A 24,439-nucleotide genomic window follows, 5' to 3' on the forward strand; every position below is an offset into this window, starting at 1 on the left:
CCGGGTGGGTCGGTCGCGCGATCCCCTGGATGGCTCGTGACCCCGTCAGGTGTGGACGAGTCCGTCGTCGCCGACGTGCGGGTTGTGCGCTGTCGGCACCCGCTCGCCGGCCGGTGGCGGCCCGGGTGGGGCGCCGTCACCGAACGGTCGCCCACCGAGGGCTTCCCGACCGTGCGGCTGCGCCCAACCCGACAGGTCCGGCCCGGCCGGGACGACCCCGGTGGGATTGATGTCGCGGTGGACCTCATAGTAGTGGCTCTTGATGTGCACGAAGTCGGTGGTGTCGCCGAATCCCGGGGTGGTGAACAGGTCGCGCGCGTAGGCCCACAGCACCGGCATCTCGTTGAGCTTGGTCCGGTTGCACTTGAAGTGCCCGTGGTAGACCGCGTCGAAGCGGGCCAGGGTCGTGAACAGCCGGACGTCGGCCTCGGTGATCGTGTCACCGACGAGGTAGCGCTGGTTCAGTAGGCGTGCCTCCAGGCGGTCCAGCGCCGTGAACAGCCGCTCGTACGCGGCGTCGTAGGCGGACTGGGTGCCCGCGAAGCCGCAGCGGTACACCCCGTTGTTCACCTCGGTGTAGACCCACCGGTTGACCTCGTCGATCTCGGAACGCAGCGCCTGCGGGTAGAGGTCGGGGGCGCCCTCGCGGTGGTGCTCGCGCCACTGGGTCGACAGGTCGAGGGTCAGCTGCGGGAAGTCGTTGGTCACGACGACCCCCGTGGGGACGTCGACGATCGCCGGGACGGTGATGCCCCGCGGGTACCCCGGGAAGCGCTTGTCGTAGGCGTCCTTGATCCGCGGGATGCCCAGCACTGGGTCGACCCCACCGGGGTCGAGGTCGAAGGTCCAGGAGTCGGCGTCGTGCGTTGGGCCGCAGATGCCCATGGAGATGGCCTCCTCCAACCCGAGCAGCCGGCGCACGATGATGGCCCGGTTGGCCCAGGGACAGGCCCGTGCCACGACGAGCCGGTAGCGCCCCGCCTCGACGGGCCACGGGCCGTCACCGGACCCATCGCCCGCGCCGTCGACGGTGATGCGGTCGGTGATGTAGGTCGTGTCGCGCTCGAAACTCGGCTCGACGTACGTTCCCCCGCTCATTGCGACCCCTCCCGCTGTGACTGCTCGCCCACCGGAAGCGCACCGAGCCGGGCGAGCAGCACCGCCTCGGCGACGCAGACCTTCTCGAACTCCTCGAGGTGCAGCGACTCGTTCGCCCCATGGGCCCGGGTGTCCGGGTCCTCGACACCGGTCACGAGGATCGCGGCATCCGGGAAGCGCTGCGCGAAGGCCGCCACGAACGGAATGGACCCGCCGACGCCGATGTCGACCGGGGCCACGCCCCACGCGTCCTGGAAGGCCGCCCGTGCCTGGTCGTAGAGCGGGCCGTCGGCATCGGCGGCGAACCCGAGACCGCGGTCATCGAGGGTCACCTCGACCCGGGCACCCCACGGGGCGTGGTCGAGCAGGTGGGTGCGCAGCAGCTCGAAGGCCGCCAGGTCGTCCTCGTCGGGGGCGATGCGCATGGAGATCTTCGCCGAGGCGCTCGGGACGAGGGTGTTCGACGAGGTCGCGACCGAGGGCGCGTCGATGCCGATCGTCGTGATCGCCGGCTTGGTCCAGATCCGCGACAGCAGCGGGCCGGACCCGATCGTCGACACCCCGTCGAGCAGCCCTGACTCCTCACGCAGGCGGGCCTCGTCGAAGGGCAGGTCAGCGGCCTCACCGGAGCGCAGGCCCGCGACAGCCACGTTCCCGTCGTCGTCGTGCAGGCTCGCGAGCAACCGTACGAGGGCGGTGATCGCGTCAGGCACCGCTCCCCCGAACATCCCCGAGTGGATGCCGTGGTCGAGCGTGGTCACGGTGACGACGACCCGGATCATGCCGCGCAGCGTCGTCGTGAGGGCCGGTTCACCGATGGCCCAGTTCGTGGAGTCGGCCAGCACGATCGCGTCGGCCCGCAACCGCTCTCCGTGCCGCTCCAGGATCGTCGGCAACGAGTCGGAGCCGATCTCCTCCTCACCCTCGACGAACACCGTCACGCCCACCGGAAGGGCACCGGCGTGCGCGCGCAGGGCGGCGACGTGCGCCATCACCCCGGCCTTGTCGTCGGCGGCGCCGCGCCCGTAGAGCCGCCCGTCCCGCTCGCTCGGCTCGAACGGCGGGCTGTCCCAGAGGGCGTCGTCGCCGGGGGGCTGCACGTCGTGGTGGGCGTAGAGCATGACCGTGCGGGACCTGGGCGGGCCGGCGAGGTGGCCGATGACCGCAGGCCGTCCGCCCTCGCGGACGATCTCGACCTCGAGCCCCTCGGCGCGCAGCAGGTCGGCCGTGGCCTGGGCGCTCGCCTCCACGTGGGCCTGGTCGAACGCGTCGAGGCTGACGCTCGGGATGCGGGTCAGCGCCTCGAGGTCGGCACGCAGCCCGGGCATCAGGGCGTGCACCCGATCGCGAAGGTCCCGGATCTGGTCGGCAGTCAGCACGTCACTCATGACGGCGACGATACCGACGGCGACGGACAACCTTCACCAGCGACGACGGGGGGCCCGACCCAGCGCGCGAGGCGGGGCGCCCGCACGGGCGCGTGCACGGCATCCGGCGCATTGCACCTACAGTGGTGGCGTGTTCGGACGCAACAAGACGACCAACGAGCAGCTCACCGACGAGGCGCTCCACCCCGCGCGCGAGGGGGCCAAGAACCGGCCCACGCCCAAGCGCAAGGTCCAGGAGGCCGCACGTCGGCAGCCGCTCGTCGTCGCTGACCGCAAGCAGGCCAAGAAGCTCGACCGCGCCAAGCGCAACGAGCAGATGTACAAGACGCGCCAGGCGATGCTCACGGGTGATGAGTCCGGGCTGCCGGCCCGTGACAAGGGCCCGGTGCGCCGCTACATCCGCGACTACATCGATGCCCGGTGGAACCTCGCCGAGTTCATGCTGCCGTTGATGCTCATCGTGCTGGCGCTCAGCTTCCTGCGCACGAACGAGATCCTCTTCTTCGTCACGATCCTCACCTACGCGATCCTGCTCACCGCGATCGTTGACACGGTGCTCATGTGGCGCGGGTTGCGCAAGCGCCTCACCGCGAAGTTCGGTGAGGAGGCCGCGAAGGCCAAGGGCAATGGCATGTATGCCGCGATGCGCGCCTTCCAGCTGCGCCGTTCGCGGATGCCGCGGGCGCTGGTCAAGCGCGGACAGTACCCCGCGTAGTCATGGACGCTCCCGAGGTCGGGGCCGCCGCCGAGGACAACGCCGGTGATTCCCGGATGATCCAGTCGTTCTGGCAGGTCGCCAGCATGCGCGCCAAGCTCAACCCCACCGGCTACTACACGGGTGAGCGTCCCGAGGGCCTGCTGCCGCCGCCGGCCTGGGCGTTCGGCGCCACCCCGGAGGAGGCGGATTCCCTGCTCGCCCTGGTCATCTCCGGCGACAAGACAGCGACCGCCGGTGCCTTTTGGGACTACGAGGCCGAGGGTGAGGACCTGCCGGCGCCGGGGTCACTCGCCATCGTCACCGACGGTCGAGGTGTCCCCCACGTCCTGATCTCGACCACCGAGGTCGAGGTCGTGCCGTTTGACGAGGTCAGTGCCGAGCACGCGTTCCTCGAGGGTGAGGGCGACCGCTCGCTGGCCTCGTGGCGGCAGGTGCACGAACGGTTCTTCACCGACCACGCGGCACACGACCGCGGGTTCCAGCCCGACATGCCGGTGGTCCTCCAGCGGTTCACCGTCTTGTATGGCCACACCGCGGTCGCCGGCAACGACTGAACCGGCTCGCCGGCACCGCCTGACCTCGGCCGGTGGTGCTGGCTTCGCGCTGCTGTTGCGGCGTCGCGCAGGCGGGAGCACACTCACGCCATGAGGGGGCAACCGGGACGGGGTGCGCTGGTCGGTCTGGGCGTCGGGGCGCTGCTCGTGGCGGCATTGCTCTGGCTGCCTCGAGCCCTGGAAGGGGACTTCTACGAGTTCTCTGACCCGCTGGTGTACCTCGGCCTGCCGATCTTGATCGTGGGTGTGGCCGCGGGTGCCCTTTTCGGTTTGCTGACGACGTCAGCCGCGCACGCGGCATCCGGATCATCGACGACAGGCCCGGCTGTCACGTCCTCCGGACGTCGGGTGGCGAGCATCGCGGCTGGCACCGTGATCGTGCTCGCCGTGTGGTTCGCGCTCTTTGCCATGGGACTGCTCTGATCTCACCCTGGGGCATGGCCGCGACCGGGCGTCACGGGTCAGAAGAAAACCGCGCCCGCCAGGTAGCTCGCGCCCATCGTCCCCAGACCGACGGTGAGACTGCGGATCATCATGTGTAGGGCTGACAGGCGACCCACGCCAGCAGCGACGAGCGAGGTCAGACACAGTGACACCACGACCGCGACGACGATGAGGGTGGTCTCGATCGCGAGCGGCACGAACCACGTGATGAGCAGCGGAACCAGCGCACCGATGGTGAACGCGATCGTCGTCTGGAGCCCGGCGAGCAGGGGTGCCGTGCGGGACGTCACCTCCTCGAGACCGAACTCGGCGTCGAGTTGAGCGCCGAGGGCGTCACGCTCCATGAGCTGATCGGCGACCTCGCCAGCGAGGACCAGGGTCAGACCGCGCCCCTCCCAGTACTCCACGAGCTCGGCCCGCTCCCCCGCCGGGTCGGTCGCGAGCTCCAGGGCCACCTGGTTCGCGATGGCGAGCTCGGTCTCGCGCTGGGCAGCGACCTCCGCCCACTTCGTGCCACCGGCGCTCAGCGCACCGGCCAGGGTGCCGGCGATGCGGCGAAGATGAGGAGGCGGTCGCCGGCCCCGGCACTCGCGAAGCCCTGGAGGATGCCGGCGATGCCGATGATCCCGTCGTTGGCGTCGAGGGCCCATGACGCCTCCCTCACCCGGGCGAGGATGCGGCGCCACAGTCCGTCGGCGGCCACGTCCGCTCCAGGGTGCGTTCCGGCATCCATGCGCGGCAGCGTTGAGCCAATGCGCTGCGGCCGTCGACGGGTGCCGCGATGTCGTGGATCACCGGTTGGGGAAGTCCTGGACGGAGAAGACCGAGTCAACCGGCACCGTGGTGCACAGGGCGGCCCACGCGCTGTCGTTCGATGAGCCGGTCCTGCCGTGGAACCCGGTGAGCTGCTCGTCCTCGACCATCAAGCCGCCGTTGCCACTGGGCAAGGTCGAGTAGATCACCGGCCTGGGGGCGTGTTGAGCGTGTCGGAATCCCTCAGCGTTCGGGAAGACCAGGCCGATGTGCTGCACGTCGTCGCCCTGTGATGTGGTCATGACGGGGCAGCGGCCGTCGGCGAAGGTCACCGTTCCGGTGACGAAGTCAGGGCCGCCACCGTCCGGCTGCCACTGGTAGGTCGGCACCGGGAAGTAGCCGAGCTCTGCGGCGGTGCTGGGCGCGGTCGGGCCCGGCTGTGCCGGCAGCGGCGGCGAGATCGTTGATGGGGGCGATGCCGGCTCGTCGTTGATGACCGCTCCCTCACGCACCTCGGTGCCGGGGCACTGGTCCAGCCACTGCTTCCGGAGGTCAGACGCCGCTGGTACCCCGAACCCGCCGCCATAGGCGAAGTCCTGTCCTTCGACGGCGAACACCCTTCCCTCCGCATCCACGACGGCCCGCACACCGTCGCCATAGGTCACGCCGGTGGCGTTGGGAAAGAACACCGCCTCGGTGACCCGGTCCGCACCCTCACCGTTGCTCATGAGGGTGCACCCCTCGGCGGTGAACCACAGCGTGCCGCTGACCGAGGCGTCCGCACCGGCTCCCTTGTCCCAGGCGTACGTGGGCACCGTGAAAGTGCTCACGATCGGCCCGCCAGCCGCGGGCTCGTAAGCGCGGGCTCCCGACCCGCACCCGCTCGACAGCCAGGCGATCACCGCCACTGATGCCAGGCACACGCACAACCGAGCTCGCAGCCCGTGGCGTTGTGCCGATGCGCTTTGGCTACGTCCTGACATCCCACCACCTCCCACGGTGACGTGTGCCCCCGGACTGCCCACAGGTCATCAGCCGATGGAACCGATGCACAATCGCAACGCTCCCGGCCAGCGTCACGTGCCGCGCGCCGCTGGTGTCGCCCCGGTTGCGGCATGTCCGGATGGATTCTGTGTGTGCGATGTGGATGATGCAGGCATGAGGCCACAGTTCGCCATAACCCATGACGGGCCAGGGGCGTGCCGACTTCGATCTACACGGCGGGTGGTCACCCGCAATGCGACAGGCGTTCTAGAACTCAGGCGCGGACGGGCTCGTCGCCAACTACGCCCGGGGCTTCGTGGGCAGCGACATTGAGTTCGTCCGCGAGCTCCCGTTGCGCCGGCTCAACATCCTCGACCGCGGGATCACCGACTTGACCGCGGTTCATGACCTCGGCTCAACACTCGAGGAGTTCCGCGTCCAGGCCGCCCCTGGCTCCCACGTCGACCTGACGCTCCTCCCGATGCTTGGGGTCCTGGACTGTACGTGGGACCAAGGTCGAGCACACCATCGGTGTCGCCGGCTGGCTCGAGGACCTGTCCCTGAGCCCGTACCGCGAGCTCGACATGACCCCGCTACACCATCCACAGTTGATCAGATCCGAGCCCAACTCGGGATCCAGCAGTGATCGGCACAACCGTCCTTGGTGAGCGCCATCCGCGGCAAATCCGGACGGGGGGGGGACCTCAGAATCCGAGATCTCGGCGGTAGTCGAGGAGTCAAGACATGCGCGGGATCGCGCGATTCCGTGTGCGTGTTGCGACTCCTCGACTGGCCGACCGGGATACGTCCGACCATCCGCATGTCCGCGAAACCGGCAGTCCCGCGGCCCAGCGTCACGGAGCGAAGCGCGGCGCCCGTACTGGGCGCGGAGTCTCATGGGTGGTCGACCCCGGCGCCCACGTCGTAGACAGGTGGCACACGAGGTGGCACACAGGACAGGTGGCAAACAGGTCGAAGCGTCAGGGCGCGGGCGCCAGGCTCATCGGCCCGTAGACCTTCTCGCCGTCTCGCCACAGCGTGACCGCAGCGACACCGGCATCCGTGAGGTCGGCCCAGACCTCGCCGAACCACGACTCGGCGTCCGACTGGGTCGGAAAAACCGTCGCGCCAAGTGAAGCGGCATCCATCGCCGACCCGGCGGCATCCTCGTACGACCACGTCCAGCGCCCGGTCATGAGGAGCGCACCCCGACCTCGACGAACGGGGGCTTGGACACCGTCGCCCCCACGTCACGGCCGCGAACGTCGATGACGACGTCGTCACCGAGCGTGACAGACCGGTCGAGCAGGGCCAGAGCGATGCCCTGCTTGCGGGTCGGCGAGAACGTCCCGGAGGTCACCTCACCGACGACGTTTCCGTCAGCGTCCTTGACCTCGCAGTGCGAACGCGGGATGCCGCGACCGGTCACGACGAGCCCGCGCATCAGACGGGACTCCTTCGCGGCGCGCTGCGCAGTGAGCGCCTCGCGGCCCCAGAACGCGGGCTTGTCCCAGCCGACCGCCCAGGCCGCGCCAGCCATGACCGGGGTGATGTCGAGCGACAGGTCGTTGCCGTGCAGCGGGTACCCCATCTCGGTGCGCAACGTGTCGCGGGCGCCGAGACCACACGGCATCCCACCCTGCTCGATCACCGCGGCAGCCAGCGCGTCCCACACCGACGAGGTGACGTCCCACGCCGGCACGATCTCGTAGCCCCGCTCCCCCGTGTAGCCGGTGCGGCAGACGATGACGGGCAGCCCTTCCCACTGGGTCTCCACGAAGCTCATGTAGTCGTGGTCGACGGGCAGCCCGAGACCGGCCAGCACCTCGTCGGACTTCGGCCCCTGCACCGCGATGACGCCGTAGCGGTCGTGCAGGTTCTCGACGGTGATCCCCTCGGGCGCGGCTGCGGCCAGCAGCTCGACGACCGCCGCCGTGTTCGCCGCGTTGGGGATGAGGAAGACGTCGTCGTCCGAGCGCAGGTACTGGATGAGGTCGTCGACGACCCCGCCCTCCTCGGTGCAGCACATCGTGTACTGCGCCTGGCCGGGCTCGATGCGGCGCAGGTCGTTGGTCAGGCAGGCGTTGACGAAGTCCGCCGCGCCGGGGCCCGACACCCGCGCCTTGCCCAGGTGCGACACGTCGAAGATCCCGACTCGCTCCCGCACCGCCGTGTGCTCGGCGACCACCCCACCACCGGGGTACTCGATCGGCATCGACCACCCCCCGAAGTCCGCCATCTTGGCGCCGAGGGCAACGTGCTGGTCATGGAGCGGGGAGTGCAGCAGCTCGGTCATGGTCGGCACGTTACCGCGTGGCCGACGGTGCCCGCCCGTGCTCGAGCATGCCCGCCCGCTCTCGACCGTGCTCGACCCGACGCATCCGTGGCAACGGTCGTCGGCGGCTGGTCGCTAGGGTGCCGACATGACTTCCGTGTCGCTCACCACCCGCACCCCCGCCGAGCTTGCCGTCGACTGCCTGGTCATCGGATCCGTGCGAACTCCCGACGGCACCGACCTCGCCACCGGTCACGCCCTGCCCCGCAAAGCCGTCGTCCACCTCCAGGCCGTGCTCGCCGACCTCGAGGCCACCGGCAAGGCCGACGAGGTCATGCGGGTCGTCGCCGTCCCCGGAGTCAAGGCGACGTCGGTGGTCGTCACCGGCCTCGGCGAGGGCACGTCCCGCCGGGCGACCTACCCGCACACCGTCCTGCGCTCGGCAGCCGGAGCGGCCCTGCGGACCGTGCGCGGCAAGCGCACCGTCGCCGTCGCCCTGCCCACCCCCGACGTCGAGAGCCTGTCCGCCGTCGCCGACGGCGCGTATGCCGGGTGCTACGTCTACGACAAGAGCGCACCCCTCGCGGTGGTCGGCACGGCCCGCCGCACGGTGCCCGCCCGCCCCGGCAAGCCGACCGCGACCGCCGGGCCCACGGCATCCGGCCCGCGGGTTCTCGTCGTCTCCGGTGCCGGGCAGGGGCGTGCCGCCAAGGATGCCGTGACGCGCGCCGGCATCCTCGGCTCCGCCCGCGACTGGGCCCGAGACCTCGTCAACACTCCCCCGAACTACCTCTACCCCGCGTCCTTCGCGGATGCCGTGAAGAAGCGCGTCGCGGGGTCGACCGCGCGCGTCACGGTCTCCGTGCTCGACGACAAGGCTCTCGTCAAGGGCGGGTTCGGCGGCATCGTCGGCGTCGGTCAGGGCTCCGTCCACCCGCCGCGCATCGTGACGATGTCCTACAGCCCGGCCTCACCGAAGGCCTCGGTCGCCCTCGTGGGCAAGGGCATCACCTTCGACTCCGGAGGCCTGAACATCAAGCCGTCCGCAGGCATGGTGACGATGAAGAGCGACATGGCCGGCGCCGCCGCCGTCACGGCCGCCGTCATCGCCGCCGCCGAGCTCGCCCTGCCCGTGGCCGTCACCGGCTACCTGTGCCTGGCCGAGAACATGCCGAGCGGCACCGCGCAGCGGCCGAGCGACGTCGTCGTCATGCGCAACGGCACGAGCGTCGAGATCCTCGACACCGACGCCGAGGGACGCATGGTCCTCGCCGACGGACTGTGCCTGGCCAGCGAGAAGAACCCCGACTGGGTGGTCGACATCGCCACCCTGACCGGCGCCCAGGTCATCGCGCTCGGCACCGACATCGCGGGTGTCATGGGCAACGACGACGCCTTCCGCTCCCGCGTCGTCGACGCCGCCGACGCCTCCGGTGAGGGTGCGTGGCCGATGCCGCTGCCCGTCGAGATGCGCGCGAAGCTCGACACACCCACCGCCGACCTGGCGCACAAGGGCGACCGCGACGGCGGGATGCTCACGGCGGGGATCTTCCTCAAGGAGTTCGTCGGCGAGGGCATCCCGTGGGCCCACGTCGACATCGCCGGGCCGTCGTTCAACGAGAAGGCCCCGAAGGGTCACACCCCCAAGGGCGGCACCGGCTTCGGCGTGGCGACCCTGCTGGCCCTCGTGGAGTCCAGCGCCGGCTGAGGGATCAGCCGCCGCTCTTGCGGCGGAACATCTGCTGCGTCGCGCTGGCCTCGGGCCCGTGGGCGTGGTCGACCTTCGAGTGGTCCGAGCGGTCCGAGACGTCTGCGCCGCCGTGGGACTTCTTCGCGTCCAGGGCTGCGCGGAACTTGGCCTTCACGTCCTCGTCGACGGTGGGGCGCGGCTTCTTCGAGCCTGACATGGTGCTCCTTCGTTCGGCGGGTGGTGCACCAACCTTCGCAGACCCGGGCGCCCCGATCGATCGAATTGCCGTCCGCAGCGGGTGGCAGGGCGTCGATGGCGCCGTTCGTCGCTGCCGTCAGCGCTGGTCGGGGCGCCGTTGGCGGGCGGTCCACTGGCGCATGCGAGCCGGGTACCCGGTGAGGTTCACGTCGTAGACGGGGACGTCGAGCGAGCGCGCGACCTCGAAGGCCACCGGCCGAGAGGGCAGAGCCCTCCGCGTCCACTCCCCGTCGTGGGCGATGAGCACCACGGTCGTCGCGGTGATGTTGGTCGCGGGTTCGACGTACGCCTCCACCCCGCGTCGCGACGCCACGAACTCCTGCAGGTGGGCACGGGCACTGGTGAGGTCACCACCACCATGGGGTGCCTGCTTGTCGCGACTGCGTCTCCACCAAGCCATGACGACACGATAAGCGCTCAGGGAGTGACAGGATGCTCGCAGGCGCCCCACCCACGCGCGAAGGAGCAGCTCATGCCGGCCACCGCCGAACCCACCCATGACGTCGTCGTCCTCGGAGGTGGCAGCGGCGGCTACGCCTGCGCGCTGCGCGCCGCCGAGCTCGGCCTGAGCGCCGCCCTCGTCGAGAAGGACCTCCTCGGCGGCACCTGCCTGCACCGGGGCTGCATCCCCACCAAGGCGCTGCTGCACGCGGCCGAGGTCGCCGACTCGGCCCGTGAAGCCATCCGCTTCGGGGTGCGCGCGACGCTCGAGGGCGTCGACCTGCCGGGTGTCACCGCCTACCGCGAAGGCGTCGTGAGCCGGCTGCACAAGGGCCTTCAGGGCCTGGTGTCCTCACGCAAGGTCGACTACGTCCAGGGTGAGGGTCGTCTCGAGGGTGAGCGCACCGTCGTCGTCGGCGACCGGCGCCTCGTCGGCCGCCACGTCGTGCTGGCCACCGGCTCGTACGCCCGGACCCTGCCGGGGCTCGAGCTGGGTGGCCCGATCATGACCAGCGACGGCGCCCTCGCGCTGACCGAGGTGCCCAAGAGCGTCATCGTGCTCGGCGGGGGTGTCATCGGCGTCGAGTTCGCCTCCGTCATGCGCTCGTTCGGCGCCGACGTGACGATCGTCGAAGCACTCCCCCGGCTCGTCGCCGCGGAGGACCCGGCGGTCAGCACCGCGCTGGAACGCGCGTTCAAGAAGCGCGGCATCGCCTTGCGCACCGGAGCGCGCTTCGAGTCGGCCACCCCGACCGAGAACGGGGTCACCGTGCGCCTCGAGGGCGGTGACGAGCTGAGCGCCGACGTGCTGCTCGTCGCCGTCGGGCGAGGACCGTCGACCGCCGGGTTGGGATTCGAGGATGCCGGGGTGAGCATCGAGCGCGGATTCGTCATCACCGACGAGCGCTGCCGCACCTCGGTCGACGGGGTCTACGCCGTCGGCGACATCGTGCCCGGGCTCCAGCTCGCCCACCGCGGCTTCGCCCAGGGCATCTTCGTGGCCGAGGACATCGCCGGGCTGGATCCGATGCCGCTCGTGGAGTCGTCCATCCCCCGGGTCACGTACTGCGAGCCCGAGATCGCGTCGGTGGGGCTGACCCAGGCCCAGGCCACGGAGCAGTACGGCGACCGGGTCGAGACCTACGAGTACAACCTCGGCGGCAATGGCAAGTCCCAGATCCTGCGCACCCAGGGCTTCGTGAAGCTCGTGCGGGTCAAGGACGGCCCGGTCGTCGGCGTCCACATGGTCGGTTCACGCATGGGTGAGCAGATCGGGGAGGCTCAGTTGATCGTCTCGTGGGAGGCCCATGCCGAGGACGTCGCGGCTCTGCTGCACGCCCACCCGACCCAGAACGAAGCCCTCGGCGAAGCCCATCTGGCGCTCGCTGGGAAACCGCTGCACGCACACAACTAGAGTGGTCAACGTCACCGCCTACAAAGGAGAGCTGTCCCGATGTCAGAACGCGTGAAGATGCCTGCGCTCGGCGAGTCCGTCACCGAAGGGACCGTGACGCGCTGGCTCAAGGGGGTCGGCGACACCGTCGAGATCGACGAGCCACTGCTCGAGGTCTCGACCGACAAGGTCGACACCGAGATCCCCTCGCCCGTCGCCGGCACGCTCCAGGAGATCCTGGTGCAGGAGGACGACACCGTCCCCGTCGGTGCTGACCTCGCGGTCATCGGTGACGGCGACGCGCCTGCGGCGAGCGAGCCCGAGGCCGCACCGGCTGAGGCCGCGCCCGCCGAGGCTGCGCCCGAGCCGGCACCCGTCGAGGCAGAGGCTGCACCTGCCGAAGCCGGCCCGGCGCAGAGCGCACCGGCGCAGGAGGCCGCACCGCAGAGCTCTGCCGAGGCGTCGTCCGCTGGCGACAGCGGCGGCGACGGCGTCAGCGGCGACGGCACCACCGTGACCATGCCGGCCCTCGGCGAGTCGGTCACCGAGGGCACCGTCACCCGCTGGCTGAAGCAGGAGGGTGACGACGTCGAGGTCGACGAGCCGCTGCTCGAGGTCTCGACCGACAAGGTCGACACCGAGATCCCCTCCCCCGTGGCCGGCACGCTCACCAAGATCCTCGTCCAGGAGGACGACACCGTCCCGGTCGGCGCTGACCTGGCGGTCATCGGTGGTTCCGGCGGTGGCTCCGCTGCCGATGCACCTGCGCAGGCTCCCGCTCCGGCTCCCGAGCCTGCTGCTGCCGCACCGGCACCGGCTGCTCCTGCGCCCGCACCGGCAGCACCTGCCCCCGCACCGGCAGCACCTGCCCCCGCGCCTGCTGCTCCGGCACCCGCGCCTGCTGCCCCTGCTCCCGCCGCACCGGCACCGGCACCGGCAGCAGCCGCTCCTGCGAGCAGCGACGACTCCGATGGTCGCGACGCCGCGGCCTACGTCACGCCGCTGGTGCGCAAGCTCGCAGCCGACCACGGCATCGACCTCGCGACGTTGACCGGCACCGGCATCGGCGGCCGCATCCGCAAGCAGGACGTCATGGCGGCCGCCGAGGCCAAGAAGGCCCCGGCTCCCGCCCCCGAGGCACCGGCGGCACCTGCGGCGGCCGCGCCCTCCGCCCCGGCCAAGGCACCCGCAGCCACGGACTCGCGCCGGGGCACCACCGAGAAGATGTCCCGTCTGCGCCAGACCATCGCCCGCCGCATGGTCGAGTCGCTCCAGGTCTCGGCCCAGCTCACCACGGTCGTCGAGGTCGACGTCACCCGCATCGCCAAGCTGCGCGACCGGGCCAAGGCCGACTTCGCCGCTCGTGAGGGCACCAAGTTGAGCTTCCTGCCGTTCTTCGCGCTCGCCGCCGTCGAGGCCCTCAAGGCGCACCCGACGGTCAACGCGAGCCTCGACGGCGACCAGGTGACGTACTACGGCGCCGAGCACCTCGGTGTCGCGGTCGACACCGAGAAGGGCCTGCTCGTCCCGGTGCTGAAGAACGCGGGTGACCTCAACATCGCCGGACTGGCGCGCGGCATCTCCGACGTCGCCGAGCGCACGCGCAACAACAAGATCATGCCGGACGACCTGTCCGGTGGGACCTTCACCATCACCAACACCGGTTCGCGCGGCGCACTGTTCGACACCCCGATCATCAACCAGCCGCAGGTCGCGATCCTCGGCACCGGTTCGGTGGTCCGCCGCCCCGTCGTGGTCATGACCGAGGACGGTGGCGAGACGATCGCCATCCGCTCGATGGTCTACCTGGCGCTGTCCTACGACCACCGCATCGTCGATGGTGCGGATGCCGCCCGCTTCCTCACGACGATGAAGCAGCGTCTCGAGGAAGGCGCCTTCGAGGCCGACCTGGGACTGTGATGTCATCTCGTCGAGCACTGACCGGCACCGTGCGGAGGACCAGGTGAAGCGCATCGCGGTCACCGGCTCCTCGGGCCTGATCGGCACCGCCGTCGTCGCCGCGCTGCGTGAGCGCGGCGACGACGTGGTGCGCTTCGTGCGCCGCCCCGCCCAGGGGCGTGACGAGGTGCAGTGGGACCCGACGAGCCGAACCCTGGACCCGCGGGCCCTCGATGGCGTCGACGGCATCGTCCACCTCGCCGGGGCGGGAGTCGGCGACAAGCGCTGGTCCCCGGCGTACAAGCGCGAGATCCTCGCGTCGCGAACCGACACCACCCACGCACTGGCCACCGCCATCGCCCAGGTGCAGCACCCGGTGCGTTTCGTCTCGGGGTCGGCCGTGGGCTACTACGGCAACCGCGGGGACGAGCCGCTCACCGAGGCCAGCGCGCCGGGCGAGGGATTCCTCACCGACGTCGTGCTGGCCTGGGAGGCCAGCGCGGCTCCCGCGGTGGATGCCGGGGCGTCGGTCGCGCTGGCCCGCACCGGCATCGTCCTCGCGCGTCAGGGCGGCGCGATGGAGCGACTGCTGCAACTCGCCCGGTTCGGGCTGGCCGGGCCGCTCGGCTCAGGGAAGCAGTACTGGCCGTGGATCACGCTGGACGACGAGGTCGGTGCCCTGCTGCACCTGCTCGACCGCGACGACATCACCGGCCCGGTCAACCTCTCAGCCCCCGAACCGGCACGCCAGCGCGACATCGTCTCGGCCATCGGGCGCGCCCTGAACCGTCCGACGATCCTGCCCGCACCCTCGCCCGCCCTGCGCATCGTGCTCGGCGAGTTCGCCACCGAGATCCTCGGGAGTCAGCGCATCGTCGGTGAGGTGCTCGCGGCGAGTGGTTACGAGTTCACCCACCCCGACCTCGAGGGCGCTGCCCGCTGGCTCGTCAGCTGACCGGGCGGATGGCGCTGATCCGCCACCCGGACTGGGTGAGGACGAGGTCGACGAACACCTCCCCGCCCTCCTGCGCGGGTTGCGGCTGCGATCCGTCACGGCCGACGACGGAGTAGGCACTGGCGTCGATGCGGGCCTGTACGACGGCCGCCCGCGCGTCACCTGAGACATGGCGCGCGCCGACGACCTCGTAGCGCAGACCCGAATAGCGCAGGCCGCGCCGGGCGATCTGCGTGACCGCAGCGGTGTCTCGTGCGGCCGCCGTCGAGCCCGGCGCCACGGCACCGTGCAGCATCGCCGCAGTCGCCTCCCGGAAGGCCCCGGCCCGGGCCTCGGCGAGCACCGCGAGCAGTTCCTGCGGGCGCTCCCGCGGGGCCACCGGGTCCACCCTGGGATCAGCGGCAGCCGTCGGCCTCACCTGTGCTGGGCTGCGCTCCGGCGTGACCGACGACCGCACGGCCAGCGACTGCACGGCCGACGGCTGCACCATCGACGGCGCCGGTCGAGCCTCGGCTGATCCGCCGTCCCTGCCGAGCACGGTGACGGCCACGACGAGCGCGACGGCGAGAATGGCGGCGCCAGCGGCCGTCACCGCGACCCGAGCGACGCCCGCTCCGGTCCGAGTCGACGGCTCGCTGTGCCGACCGGGCCCCCGGCGCTGCCCGAGCGAGATCGACGTCAGCGCTGCAGCACCGCGTCTCGCGACGCGCGCCCGCCCGAGTCGCCACCGTGACGGCGGCTCGGGCGCCGCTGCCTCGCCGGCGGCCGCTCGCAGCCGATAGGTCACCGCGCTGACCTCGTCACCCCCACGAACGAGGTCGAGCGGTGTCGCGGTGGCCGCCTGGAACAGCAGCCAGCCGAGCCCGTCGGCATCCGGGCGACCCGCCGGTTCGGGGGACAGGGCCGCCTCGAGGGCCTGCACCAGCGCCGCAGCAGACTGCCCCGCACGGCTGACGTCGGCGAGCGCCGGGCGCAACCCCGGTGCACCGGGCACGCTGCCGGTGAGGCAGAGCCACCCCAGGGCGCCGACCCCGTAGACGTCCGACGCCGGTGACGGGTCGCCGCCCATGACGACTTCGGGCGCGACGTATCCGTCGGTGCCCCACACCCCCGGGGAGATGTCACCGAGCACGTGGCCCAGACCGAGGTCGCCGAGCACGGGCCGGCCGTCGAGGTCGAGCAGCACGTTTCCCGGGGAGACATCACCGTGGACGACACCGAGACCGTGCAGGCGCCCCAGCGCCGAGGCCACCGGAGCCAGCGCCGTGACGACCTCCCCGGCGGTCAGGTGCCCGCGCTGTCGCACGAGCGCGTCCAGCGACCCACCGCGAAGGTGCGGCATGACCAGCGCCACCCGGCCATCAGCCAGGCCGACGACCGAGTCGATCTCGACGATGTGCGCTGACGCCGCGGCCGCCGACACCGCCGCCTCGCGTGCCGCGGCCTCGACCTCCCGCAGGCCGGCCTGCACCACCTTGATCGCGACCCGCCGACCATCGGGCAGCGACACCCCTGCCCAGACCTCGCTCGTGCCGCCCCGCGCCAGGAGTTCCCCCACCTCGAACCCCGACACCTGCGGCGGCTGCGTCCCCTCCTCGTCCATGCCCCCACTGTGCCGTGTTTCGCGAGAGCGCCCCGAGAGTTTTCCACAGGCACCCCGCCAGGCGGCTACCGTCGTGCCCATGACTGCCGACGCCCCGACCATCGTCGCCACCTCGGGTGGCTTCCGTTACGGACACCGCACGGATGTCGAGTTCGACGCGCTCGTGCACCACGCGGTCGACCTCTCGGGCGTCCACGGGCGGCGACCACGCGTCACCTACGTCGGCACGGCATCCGGCGATCCCCGCTTCATGAACTACCGCGTCATCGAGGCCGGGCGCGTCGCCGGGTTCGACGTCACGTGCCTGGACCTGTTCCCCATGCCGAACCTCGACGACGTCCCCGGGCACCTGCTCGAGGCCGATGTCGTGTGGGTCGGTGGCGGCTCGGTCGCGAACCTCCTCGCGGTGTGGGACGTGCACGACCTGCGACCGGCGATGCGCGCCGCCTGGGAGGCCGGTGTCGTGCTCGGTGGCGTGTCTGCTGGGTCGATCTGCTGGTACCTCGGCGGCTGCACCGACTCCTTCGGCCCCGACCTGCGCGCGGTAGCCAACGGTCTCGGCCTGCTCCCCTACGGCAGCGGCGTGCACTACGACTCCGAGGAGCGCCGCCGCCCGACGATCCACGCCCTCGTGGGTGACGGCACGCTCCCGACGACGCACTGCACCGACGACGGCGTGGGCCTGGTCTACCGCGGCACCGAGCTCGTCGAGGCGGTCAGCGAGGTCGGCGGCAAGGGCGCCTTCATCGTGACCCGCGACGGTGACGGCGACGGCATCCACGAGGAGCGCGTCGAACCTCGCCGCCTGCCCTCCCCCTGACCACGACTCATAGCACTCCAGCCACCTCGTGCAGGTGGCTGGAGTGCAAGAAGTGCGGATGCCGTCAGCGGGCGGGGGTGCGCACGCTCACCACGCGCTCCTGCGCCGCCGACTCGCGGGCGGCGTCGATGACGGCCAGGGTGTGCACGGCATCCCACGGGTCCACGGGCATGGCGGCCTGGGGGTCCGCCGACTCCAGTGCTGCCGCCACCGCGCGGTAGAGGTCGGCCTGGGTGCTCGTGCCGCGGGCAACCGGCTCGCGCTCGTCGCCGCGGTACAGCCAGCCGCTCTGGCCGGGGTCCGCGTCAGCCTGACCGGTCCACACGTGGGTCTCCCCGGTGAAGTCGGCCATGACGTAGGCGCCGGTCGTGCCGAGCATCCGCACCCGCGGCCCCGGCGCACCGGACAGGGCGGTCGCGCCCAGGTGGGAGACCACCCCCGACTCGTGGCGACAGACCAGGAATGCGTCGTCCTCGGCGAGCGTCGTGTGCGCGGCCACGGTGGCGAACACCGACGCGATCGGCCCGAACAGCTGCACGGCGGCGTCGACGAGGTGGCTGTGCAGGTCGAGCAGGATGCCGCCGCCGTCGGCTGGGCTCGCGTTCTCGCGCCACCGGTCCTTGGGCACCGGGCGCCACCGCTCCCACCGCGTCTCGTAGCGGAACGGCGTGCCGATGAGCCCGTCGGCGACCACGCGCGCGACGGTGGCGTGCTCGGGGTCGTAGCGCCGGTTGTGGAAGACGGTGAGCGGCACCCCGCTGGCCGCTGCGTGGCGCACCACGTCCGCCGCCGACGCGGCATCCACCGCCAGGGGCTTGTCGACCAGGCAGGCGATCCCGGCGTCGATGACGGTGCGCACCTGCGAGGCGTGTGCCCCGCTCGGGGTGGCGAGGACGACCAGGTCGACGCCCGGCACCGCGAGCAACGCGGTCAGGTCCTCGACCGCCGTGGTCCCGGGGAACTCGGTCCGGGCGGCCGCAGCACGTTCGGGGTCGCGGGTGGAGACGGCGATGACCTCACACCCGGCCTCGTGGAGCAGCGGGGCGTGGATGGTCTGACCGGAGGATCCGAACCCGGCGAGGGCGACGCGCATCATGGCGCCCAATCTAGGGCGTGGCCGGCTCAGGGACCATCGACCGTGAGCGTGATCGTGTAGGCCGGCGTCGTGCTCGTGATGACGCTGGTGCCGGGATCGACGGCGCGAACCTCCCACTCGCGCACGCCGGAGCCGGTGACGTTGACGACCGGGATGAGGATCACGGACGCCCCGTCGACCTCGGGCTCGTCGGCACCCGGCTCCCGCACGACCAGGGCAGTGGTCGAGCCCATCGCCATCGAGTAGTGGCTGTCGTCGGCCTCGGGCGTGAGCCGGCGAGGGGCCGGCGACGGCGACGGTTGCGCGGGTGGCGACGTGGACGGCATCGCGGATGGTGACGGGGACGGCACCCCGGATGCCGTGGCGCCGGTGTCGGATGCCGTGGCACGGGGTTCGGATGCGGAACCGCACCCGCCGAGGAGGACGAGCAGCACCACCGCGAGCGGCCCGGTGACGGCCCGAACGGCCGTCACCGGGACCAGTGCGCCCATCGCGATCAGTTGCCGCTCTGGAGCGCGACCCGCTCGATGATGTCCTTCTGCGCCTTGATCTGGGCACTGGAGGACACCGGGTTGATGCGCACCGACTCGGCCGCGAACACCGCCGCACCGAAGGTGCTGTCCTTGCTGCCGTTGCCGTCGGTGTCGACCGGTGTCGCGAGCTTGACCGACCCGTTGGCGAAGTTCAGCCAGGCCCCGAGCAGGTGCTGGTCGAAGATGACGTTCGCCGGTGCCTTGGCCGGGGCGTTGAGCACCTTGGTGGCCTTGGCCCGCGTGGAGGCGTCGGTCTTCTCGTCGAACACCATGCTGAGCGCTCCGACGATGTCGAGGTAGCACTGCAGCTGCGCCGGGGTGAAGTCGTTCGGCGCCTTGGTGCGGTACTGGTTCAGCCACCAGCCGTGCCCCTTGGAGACGTCGGCGTTGCCGGTGATGAGCACGAGCGCACTGTCCGCGGCCGAGCCGAGGTCGTCGTCGGTCACCGTCACGTCGAGGGTGTAGGCGCACGCGTCGACGTAGGCGTGGGTCTTGCTGAAGTCGACGTCGCGCGGCTGGTTGCTCGGGCTCTTCGCCGGGTCGGTACCCGGCGGGTTGACCAACGAGGTCTGGCTGTCGGTCGAGCCGTCGCCCCAGGCCCACTCGGCGGTGAGGTCGTCACTGCCCGGGTCCACCGATCCGACGGGCACGGTCAGGTCCTCACCGGCCTCGAGGATGAACGCGGAGACCCCGTCGCAGACCTGCTCGCCCGAGGTGTCGATGACCGCCGTCGGGTCGATTTTGCCGACGGTCGCGACCTCGCTGTCGCAGTTGCCGGTGGTGTCGTCGTCGGCGGCGCACACCTGCACGGTGAATGCGCCGTTGTCGCCGTACTGGTGGTCGACCGAGAACGTCAGCGTCGCGTTCGGGCGAACGTTCTCGAGCGTGCCGGCCAGGGCCACCGGGGCCGCGCCGTCGTCGAAGGTGATCGTCGCGGTCAGCGGGTCGAGCCAGCCGGGATCGGTGACCGTTCCCGACACGGTGACCGTGCCGCCCTCGTCGATCGCCGTGATCGCGGTGACGCTGACGGTCGGGGCGACGTTCGTGACCGTGACCTGTGACGTCGCGGTCGCCGTGTTGCCGAGGGCGTCGGTCACCCGCAGCCCGATCGGGAAGACGCCGTCCTACCCGACGGTGGAGAACGTCGGGGTGGCACCGATCCCGTCGTCGTAGGCGCCGTCTTTGTCGAGGTCCCGCTCGTAGGTGGCGATGGCGCCCGCGGACGGGTCGCTCCCGGCGGCCGAGCCGGTGCCGTCGAGCGCCACGTCGGTGCCCTCGGCCGTCACGTACGGCCCTCCCGCGTCGGCCGTCGGAAGGCACTCGGCCGGGACGTCGTCACTGAAGGTCGGCACGGTGTCCAGGCTTCCGGTGGACCCCGTCCCCAGACCTCGGCCGGCGAACGCCGACCAGATGAGGCACCGGTTGGCGTTGCCGTCTGCGGCGAGCAGCCCGTCGCGCGCCTGGAGGAAGGTCGGGTTGGCCGGGGTGGCCTTCATCCCGTCGAGCACGAGGGAGGCCATCGCCTCGACACCACCGGGCAGCTGGTCCCGGATATCGTACAGGGTGGTGGCCCAGATCTGTCCCGGGCCGTGGCCGCTGCCGGCGTTGACGTCGTAGTCCTGGAAGTCCAGGGTGGAGGCGTCGTAGGCCACCGACCGGATGCCGGTGCTCGCGTTGCCCGTGACGTACTCGCCGATGACGGCGTCACCCCACTTCAGGTACGAGACGACGTCGCTCCAGCCCTCGCCGAGGGCGCCGCGCTGGTCGTCGCCGTTGTAGCCGAGGTCGCCGCCTCCGACGAGCCGGCTGGAGACGCCGTGGCCGTACTCGTGGGCGATGACGTCACCGTCGAGGTCGCCGTCCCGGTACGGACGGTTCGGGGCCCACATGTACATCTGCATGCGCGGGCTCTGCCCGTCGACGGGGGTGCCGAAGTTCGCGTTGTTCAGGCAGCGGATGGCCTCGTCGTCGCCCGGGCTGTTGGTGCCCTTGTCGTCGACGCAGCCGAAGTCCCACCCGTCCTGGGCCTCGGCGAGGACCGGGTCGTTGCCTGAACCGCCGCGGCCGTAGTTGTCGACCTGGAAGTTGCCGCTGGCCTCGTCGAAGCCGTGACCGTAGAGCCAGTCGTGCATGACGTTGGTGTAGTAGAAGAGCTGGGTGATGGCCGCGTCGCGATCGGCGTCGAGCGCGGCGAGGGAGGAGACGTCGGCCGTGGTGCGCCAGGTGTCGCCGAAGGCGTAGTTGAAGTGCTGGTACTCGGGGTCACCGCTCGCGGGGGTCTGCGGCTGGTACTCGTTGTTCGCGTCGTCGTCGTTGCGGTCGAGGTAGGCGTTGACGTTGTTGCCGCTCGTCGTCGTGCCACTGACCCACGAGCCGTCGAGGCCGGTGAACGCGGTGACCTGGCGGGTCGCCCCCGCGGCCTCCGGGTGCTGTTCGCGCCACACCGTGCCCTCGGGCCCGGCGTGCGCGTAGCGGCTCGTGCGCTCGATCACCGCGCCGGTGCTGGCGTCGACGACGCTCTCCCACCACTGCTGCCCGGAGGACTCGATGTCGGTCACCCAGGCCAGGCGCAGTGACTGGCCGTCGGCGCTGGGGTACCAGGCGAGCTCGGCGGTCACGGGCCGCTCACTGGCCGATCCCTGCCGGTAGACGTTCGGGAAGGTCTTCTTGCCGGTGCTGCGCAGGTCTGCCTCACGCAGCGGCCGCTCGGCCTTGGCGCCCTGCTTGGCGGCCGAGGCGTCGAGGGCCTGGCGAGCCGTCAGGCCCGCCGACGTGCCCTTGGTCGTGGTCCCTCTTGCGAGCCGTCCGGCCGCCGACATCACGCGACCGTCGGCCGCGACGACCACCGTGAGCACGGCATCCGTCACCCGAAGCCCCTCGACACGCTGGCCCACGTGCACGGCGGTCGCGCCGGTCGTGAGGCGTTGCGCCTTGGTGACCACGAGGGTCTTGGCCGCCCCCGAGCCAAGACCGAAGTCGCTCCCCGCCGACCTGGCGTAGGCCAGGGCGATGTCCCCGGCGGGTGCCTTGGACGGCTTGGTCAGTCCCGCGGGCGACGACGTCGACTCCACCCACCCGAAGGCGTTGCGGCGCACGAGGTCCCCCGCCCCCGGTGGCGAGGCGCTCGACGCCCCGGGTTTGCGATCGGGGGCCGCAGCAGCCGCGGCGACGGGCGCCGCGAGGCTGAGCACGAGCACGGCACCGAGGCCGAGGGAGACGGATCGACGAGCGCGCATGACGTCCTCCAGTGAGGCCACCTCGCACCAACCCGGCCCTGCGTCGGGCTGTGAGCCACCTCACGGCCCCGTCACGATCCTCTCGATCGCCCCAGCTGTCACGGGATTGGCGAAAGTTCCTCGTCCTTCCTGAGATCGGCTCTCAGGAACTTCGGCCACCAGACCGGCGGGCCGAGGTCGTAGGCCGCCGCGGGCACCAGCAGGGAACGGACGACGAAGGTGTCGAGCAGCACCCCGAAGGCGACGATGAAGGCGATCTGAACGAGGAAGACGAGAGGCAGCACCGCCAAGGCCGAGAACGTCGCCGCGAGCACGATGCCGGCGCTGGTGATCACGCCTCCCGTCACGGCGAGACCGACGAGGATGCCGGGTCGCGTCCCCCTGACCAGGGCCTCCTCACGCACGCGGGTCATGAGGAAGATCGAGTAGTCGATGCCGAGCGCCACGAGGAACACGAACCCGTAGAGCGGGATCGCGGGGTCTCCCCCGGTGAAGCCGAAGCCGTACTCGAAGACCAGTGCGGCGATACCGATGGTCGCCGCGAAGGAGACGAGGTTGGCCGCGACGAGCAGCAGTGGCGCGACGATGGAGCGCAGCAGCAGGGACAGGACGAGGAAGATCACGAGGAGGATCGTCGGCACGAGAACCTTGAGGTCACGGGCGCTCGCGTCGAGGACGTCGAGGTTCGTGGCGGCGTTTCCACCGACGAGCGCCTGGGGCGACACCGCGTCGAGGTCGGAGCGCAGCCGCTCCACGGTGTCGCGCGCGTCGGCGGTGTCCGAGGCCGCCGTCGTCGTCGCTTGGATGAGGACGTTTCCGTCGACGACGGGGGGCGCGACGGCGGGTGCTCCTGACACCGGCGGGACCAGTCCGATGAAGGCGCTCTCGACCCCGGCGTCGGCGGTGACCACGGCAAGCGCGGCATCCGCATCGGCCTGCGGCACGACGACCTGCACCGGGGTGGCCGACCCGGCCGGGAAGTGTTCGCCGATGACCCGCTGCGCGACGATCGCGTCGGTGTCGTCGAGGAAGGTCTCCTCGATGGTCGACCCGCTCGCCGTGAAGGTCGGGGCAAAGGCCGCCGCCGCGAGCAGCGCGGCGAGGGTGAGCACCCAGGTGCGCCGCGGGTGCTTCCCGACGAGGTCGGCCACGCGGCCCCAGATCCCCCGGGTGCCGACGACGTCCTCGGCGTGCACGTGGTCGAGCTTGGGCACGAAGGGCCAGAAGACCTTGCGGCCGAAGAGCAGCAGCACGGCGGGCAGGAAGGTCAGCGAGGCGAGCATGGCGCCGGCGATCCCGAGCGCACCGACCGGCCCGAGACCCGACGTGCTGCGCAGCTCGGCGAGCAGCAGGCAGAGCAGGCCGAGGATCACCGTGGCGGCCGACGCGACGATCGGTTCGACCGCCCCGAACCAGGCCCGCTTGAGGGCGACCCAGGCGCTGGCCTCGTCGTGCAGGGCCTCCTTGAAGCGGCTGACGAGGAGCAGCGCGTAGTCGGTCGCGGCTCCCACGACGAGGATGAACAGGATGCCCTGCGACTGACCCGACAGCGTGATGACGTCGTTGACGGCGAGCTGGTAGACGACCAGCGAGGCGGCGCTCAACCCGAACACGGCGCTCAGCAGCACGGCGAACGGCAGGATCGGGCTGCGGTAGACGATGAGCAGGATGACGAGCACCACGCTGAGGGCCACGGCGAGCAGGATGCCGTCGATCCCGGCGAACGCCTCGGCGAAGTCGGCGATGAGGCCACCCGGCCCTCCCACGTTGGCCGACAACCCGGCGGGGACCAGCGTCTCCTCGATGCTCGCCCGCAGGGCATCCGCACCCTCGACCAGGGCTGAGGTCTCACCGCTGGCCGCCGTTCCGGTGACGCCGTCGAGCGGCACGCTGAGCAGGGCGGCGGCACCGTCCTGCGAGGGGATCGGGACCAGGGGTGCGTCGCCGACGAGGAAGTCACCGAGCACCACGCCGTCACCGAGTTCGGGCAGCGCCAGGGTCGGCACGCCCGCGGCGAAGCGGCCCACGGACTCCAGGTCGGGGGTGGCGAGCGGGGCACCGTCGGCCCGGGTGAAGACGACGAGGTAGGGCAGCGAGTCACTGCTCGCGAACCGGGCCACTGCCTCGCTGACCAGCGTGGACTCGGCGTTCTCGGGCAGGAACGTCGAGTTGTCGTTCGTCTGCACCCCCGTCAGCTTGCTCTGGGCGGCACCGCCGAGACCGGCCACGACGAGCCAGATGAGCAGGACGACGACCGCACCGAGGAGGGCCGGGCGGGGGCGACGCGAATCGGCGGACATA

23 protein-coding genes are annotated in these 24,439 nt (G+C 71.3%); 8 read left to right on the forward strand and 15 right to left on the reverse strand.

Features of this window, described 5'->3' with window-relative positions; all coding sequences use genetic code 11:
- Nucleotides 1-45: 45 nt before the first annotated feature.
- Nucleotides 46-1,098 carry a glutathione S-transferase family protein gene (locus C8E84_RS04070; RefSeq protein ID WP_159899691.1) on the reverse strand — a complete coding sequence of 351 codons (1,053 nt, stop codon included), beginning with the start codon at nt 1,096-1,098 and terminating at the stop codon, nt 46-48.
- A complete protein-coding gene (locus tag C8E84_RS04075) occupies nt 1,095-2,486 on the reverse strand; it encodes a dipeptidase (RefSeq protein WP_159899693.1) in 1,392 nt (463 codons plus the stop codon). Before C8E84_RS04075 ends, C8E84_RS04070 begins: the two co-directional genes overlap by 4 nt.
- 130 nt (nt 2,487-2,616) lie before the next feature.
- On the opposite strand from C8E84_RS04075, the gene C8E84_RS04080 reads away from it, so the two are divergent.
- The 3 genes from C8E84_RS04080 to C8E84_RS04090 all read left to right on the forward strand — a co-directional run bounded on the left by C8E84_RS04080 (nt 2,617) and on the right by C8E84_RS04090 (nt 4,181).
- A complete protein-coding gene (locus tag C8E84_RS04080; RefSeq protein ID WP_159899695.1) occupies nt 2,617-3,201 on the forward strand; it encodes a DUF3043 domain-containing protein in 585 nt (194 codons plus the stop codon).
- Between the two features lie 2 nt (nt 3,202-3,203).
- On the forward strand, nt 3,204-3,758 hold the full coding sequence (locus C8E84_RS04085) for an ASCH domain-containing protein (RefSeq protein ID WP_159899697.1): 555 nt from the start codon (nt 3,204-3,206) through the stop codon (nt 3,756-3,758).
- A gap of 90 nt (nt 3,759-3,848) precedes the next feature.
- Nucleotides 3,849-4,181, forward strand: a complete 333-nt coding sequence (locus C8E84_RS04090) for a hypothetical protein (RefSeq protein WP_159899699.1) — start codon at nt 3,849-3,851, stop codon at nt 4,179-4,181.
- Between the two features lie 38 nt (nt 4,182-4,219).
- Here C8E84_RS04090 and C8E84_RS04095 read toward each other — a convergent pair whose 3' ends face one another.
- The 5 genes from C8E84_RS04095 to gcvT all read right to left on the reverse strand — a co-directional run bounded on the left by C8E84_RS04095 (nt 4,220) and on the right by gcvT (nt 8,235).
- Complete coding sequence (locus C8E84_RS04095) at nt 4,220-4,753, reverse strand: VIT1/CCC1 transporter family protein (RefSeq protein WP_246197041.1); 534 nt, start codon at nt 4,751-4,753, stop codon at nt 4,220-4,222.
- Nucleotides 4,726-4,935: a hypothetical protein gene (locus C8E84_RS18005; RefSeq protein WP_246197097.1), complete on the reverse strand. Its 210-nt coding sequence runs from the start codon at nt 4,933-4,935 to the stop codon at nt 4,726-4,728. Before C8E84_RS18005 ends, C8E84_RS04095 begins: the two co-directional genes overlap by 28 nt.
- A gap of 58 nt (nt 4,936-4,993) precedes the next feature.
- Nucleotides 4,994-5,785 (reverse strand): hypothetical protein, encoded by a 792-nt coding sequence (locus C8E84_RS04100; RefSeq protein WP_159899701.1) that lies wholly within the window; start codon nt 5,783-5,785, stop codon nt 4,994-4,996.
- Between the two features lie 1,134 nt (nt 5,786-6,919).
- On the reverse strand, nt 6,920-7,135 hold the full coding sequence (locus C8E84_RS04105; RefSeq protein WP_159899703.1) for a hypothetical protein: 216 nt from the start codon (nt 7,133-7,135) through the stop codon (nt 6,920-6,922).
- The gene (gene gcvT / locus C8E84_RS04110; protein WP_159899705.1) at nt 7,132-8,235 is read right to left on the reverse strand and encodes a glycine cleavage system aminomethyltransferase GcvT; all 1,104 of its coding nucleotides are present in this window, start codon (nt 8,233-8,235) and stop codon (nt 7,132-7,134) included. Before gcvT ends, C8E84_RS04105 begins: the two co-directional genes overlap by 4 nt.
- 127 nt (nt 8,236-8,362) lie before the next feature.
- Here gcvT and C8E84_RS04115 point away from each other — a divergent pair, with 127 nt between their 5' ends.
- On the forward strand, nt 8,363-9,922 hold the full coding sequence (locus C8E84_RS04115; protein ID WP_159899707.1) for a leucyl aminopeptidase: 1,560 nt from the start codon (nt 8,363-8,365) through the stop codon (nt 9,920-9,922).
- A 4-nt stretch (nt 9,923-9,926) separates the two neighbouring features.
- On the opposite strand, the gene C8E84_RS04120 is transcribed toward C8E84_RS04115, so the two are convergent.
- Together C8E84_RS04120 and C8E84_RS04125 are read right to left on the reverse strand one after the other, a co-directional pair.
- Nucleotides 9,927-10,121, reverse strand: a complete 195-nt coding sequence (locus tag C8E84_RS04120) for a DUF5302 domain-containing protein (protein ID WP_159899709.1) — start codon at nt 10,119-10,121, stop codon at nt 9,927-9,929.
- Nucleotides 10,122-10,238: 117 nt separating this feature from the next.
- On the reverse strand, nt 10,239-10,562 hold the full coding sequence (locus C8E84_RS04125) for a hypothetical protein (RefSeq protein ID WP_159899711.1): 324 nt from the start codon (nt 10,560-10,562) through the stop codon (nt 10,239-10,241).
- 72 nt (nt 10,563-10,634) lie between these two features.
- On the opposite strand from C8E84_RS04125, the gene lpdA reads away from it, so the two are divergent.
- From lpdA to C8E84_RS04140, 3 genes are read left to right on the forward strand one after another with little or no spacing between them, the layout of a single operon-like run.
- Nucleotides 10,635-12,017, forward strand: coding sequence for a dihydrolipoyl dehydrogenase (gene lpdA, locus C8E84_RS04130; RefSeq protein WP_159899713.1), 1,383 nt, complete (start codon nt 10,635-10,637; stop codon nt 12,015-12,017).
- Between the two features lie 39 nt (nt 12,018-12,056).
- Nucleotides 12,057-13,916 carry a 2-oxoglutarate dehydrogenase, E2 component, dihydrolipoamide succinyltransferase gene (gene sucB, locus C8E84_RS04135; RefSeq protein WP_159899715.1) on the forward strand — a complete coding sequence of 620 codons (1,860 nt, stop codon included), beginning with the start codon at nt 12,057-12,059 and terminating at the stop codon, nt 13,914-13,916.
- Nucleotides 13,917-13,959: 43 nt separating this feature from the next.
- A complete protein-coding gene (locus C8E84_RS04140) occupies nt 13,960-14,850 on the forward strand; it encodes a TIGR01777 family oxidoreductase (protein ID WP_246196765.1) in 891 nt (296 codons plus the stop codon).
- Here the strand turns inward: C8E84_RS04140 and C8E84_RS04145 are convergent.
- Nucleotides 14,843-16,453: a serine/threonine protein kinase gene (locus C8E84_RS04145; RefSeq protein ID WP_159899717.1), complete on the reverse strand. Its 1,611-nt coding sequence runs from the start codon at nt 16,451-16,453 to the stop codon at nt 14,843-14,845. The two genes, C8E84_RS04140 and C8E84_RS04145, sit on opposite strands and share 8 nt — an antisense overlap.
- 79 nt (nt 16,454-16,532) lie before the next feature.
- On the opposite strand from C8E84_RS04145, the gene C8E84_RS04150 reads away from it, so the two are divergent.
- Complete coding sequence (locus tag C8E84_RS04150; protein WP_159899719.1) at nt 16,533-17,273, forward strand: Type 1 glutamine amidotransferase-like domain-containing protein; 741 nt, start codon at nt 16,533-16,535, stop codon at nt 17,271-17,273.
- Between the two features lie 64 nt (nt 17,274-17,337).
- On the opposite strand, the gene C8E84_RS04155 is transcribed toward C8E84_RS04150, so the two are convergent.
- From C8E84_RS04155 to C8E84_RS04175, 5 genes are all read right to left on the reverse strand, one after another.
- Nucleotides 17,338-18,369, reverse strand: a complete 1,032-nt coding sequence (locus C8E84_RS04155) for a Gfo/Idh/MocA family protein (RefSeq protein ID WP_159899721.1) — start codon at nt 18,367-18,369, stop codon at nt 17,338-17,340.
- A 26-nt stretch (nt 18,370-18,395) separates the two neighbouring features.
- On the reverse strand, nt 18,396-18,842 hold the full coding sequence (locus tag C8E84_RS04160) for a hypothetical protein (protein WP_159899723.1): 447 nt from the start codon (nt 18,840-18,842) through the stop codon (nt 18,396-18,398).
- Nucleotides 18,843-18,865: 23 nt separating this feature from the next.
- A complete protein-coding gene (locus tag C8E84_RS04165) occupies nt 18,866-19,999 on the reverse strand; it encodes a PKD domain-containing protein (protein ID WP_159899725.1) in 1,134 nt (377 codons plus the stop codon).
- 27 nt (nt 20,000-20,026) lie between these two features.
- On the reverse strand, nt 20,027-22,138 hold the full coding sequence (locus C8E84_RS04170; RefSeq protein ID WP_159899727.1) for a M36 family metallopeptidase: 2,112 nt from the start codon (nt 22,136-22,138) through the stop codon (nt 20,027-20,029).
- 98 nt (nt 22,139-22,236) lie between these two features.
- Nucleotides 22,237-24,438 (reverse strand): MMPL family transporter, encoded by a 2,202-nt coding sequence (locus C8E84_RS04175; protein WP_159899729.1) that lies wholly within the window; start codon nt 24,436-24,438, stop codon nt 22,237-22,239.
- Nucleotide 24,439 lies beyond the last annotated feature (1 nt).

It is taken from the genome of Ornithinibacter aureus (genome assembly GCF_009858245.1).
Classification (GTDB): Bacteria; Actinomycetota; Actinomycetes; order Actinomycetales; family Dermatophilaceae; genus Fodinibacter; species Fodinibacter aureus.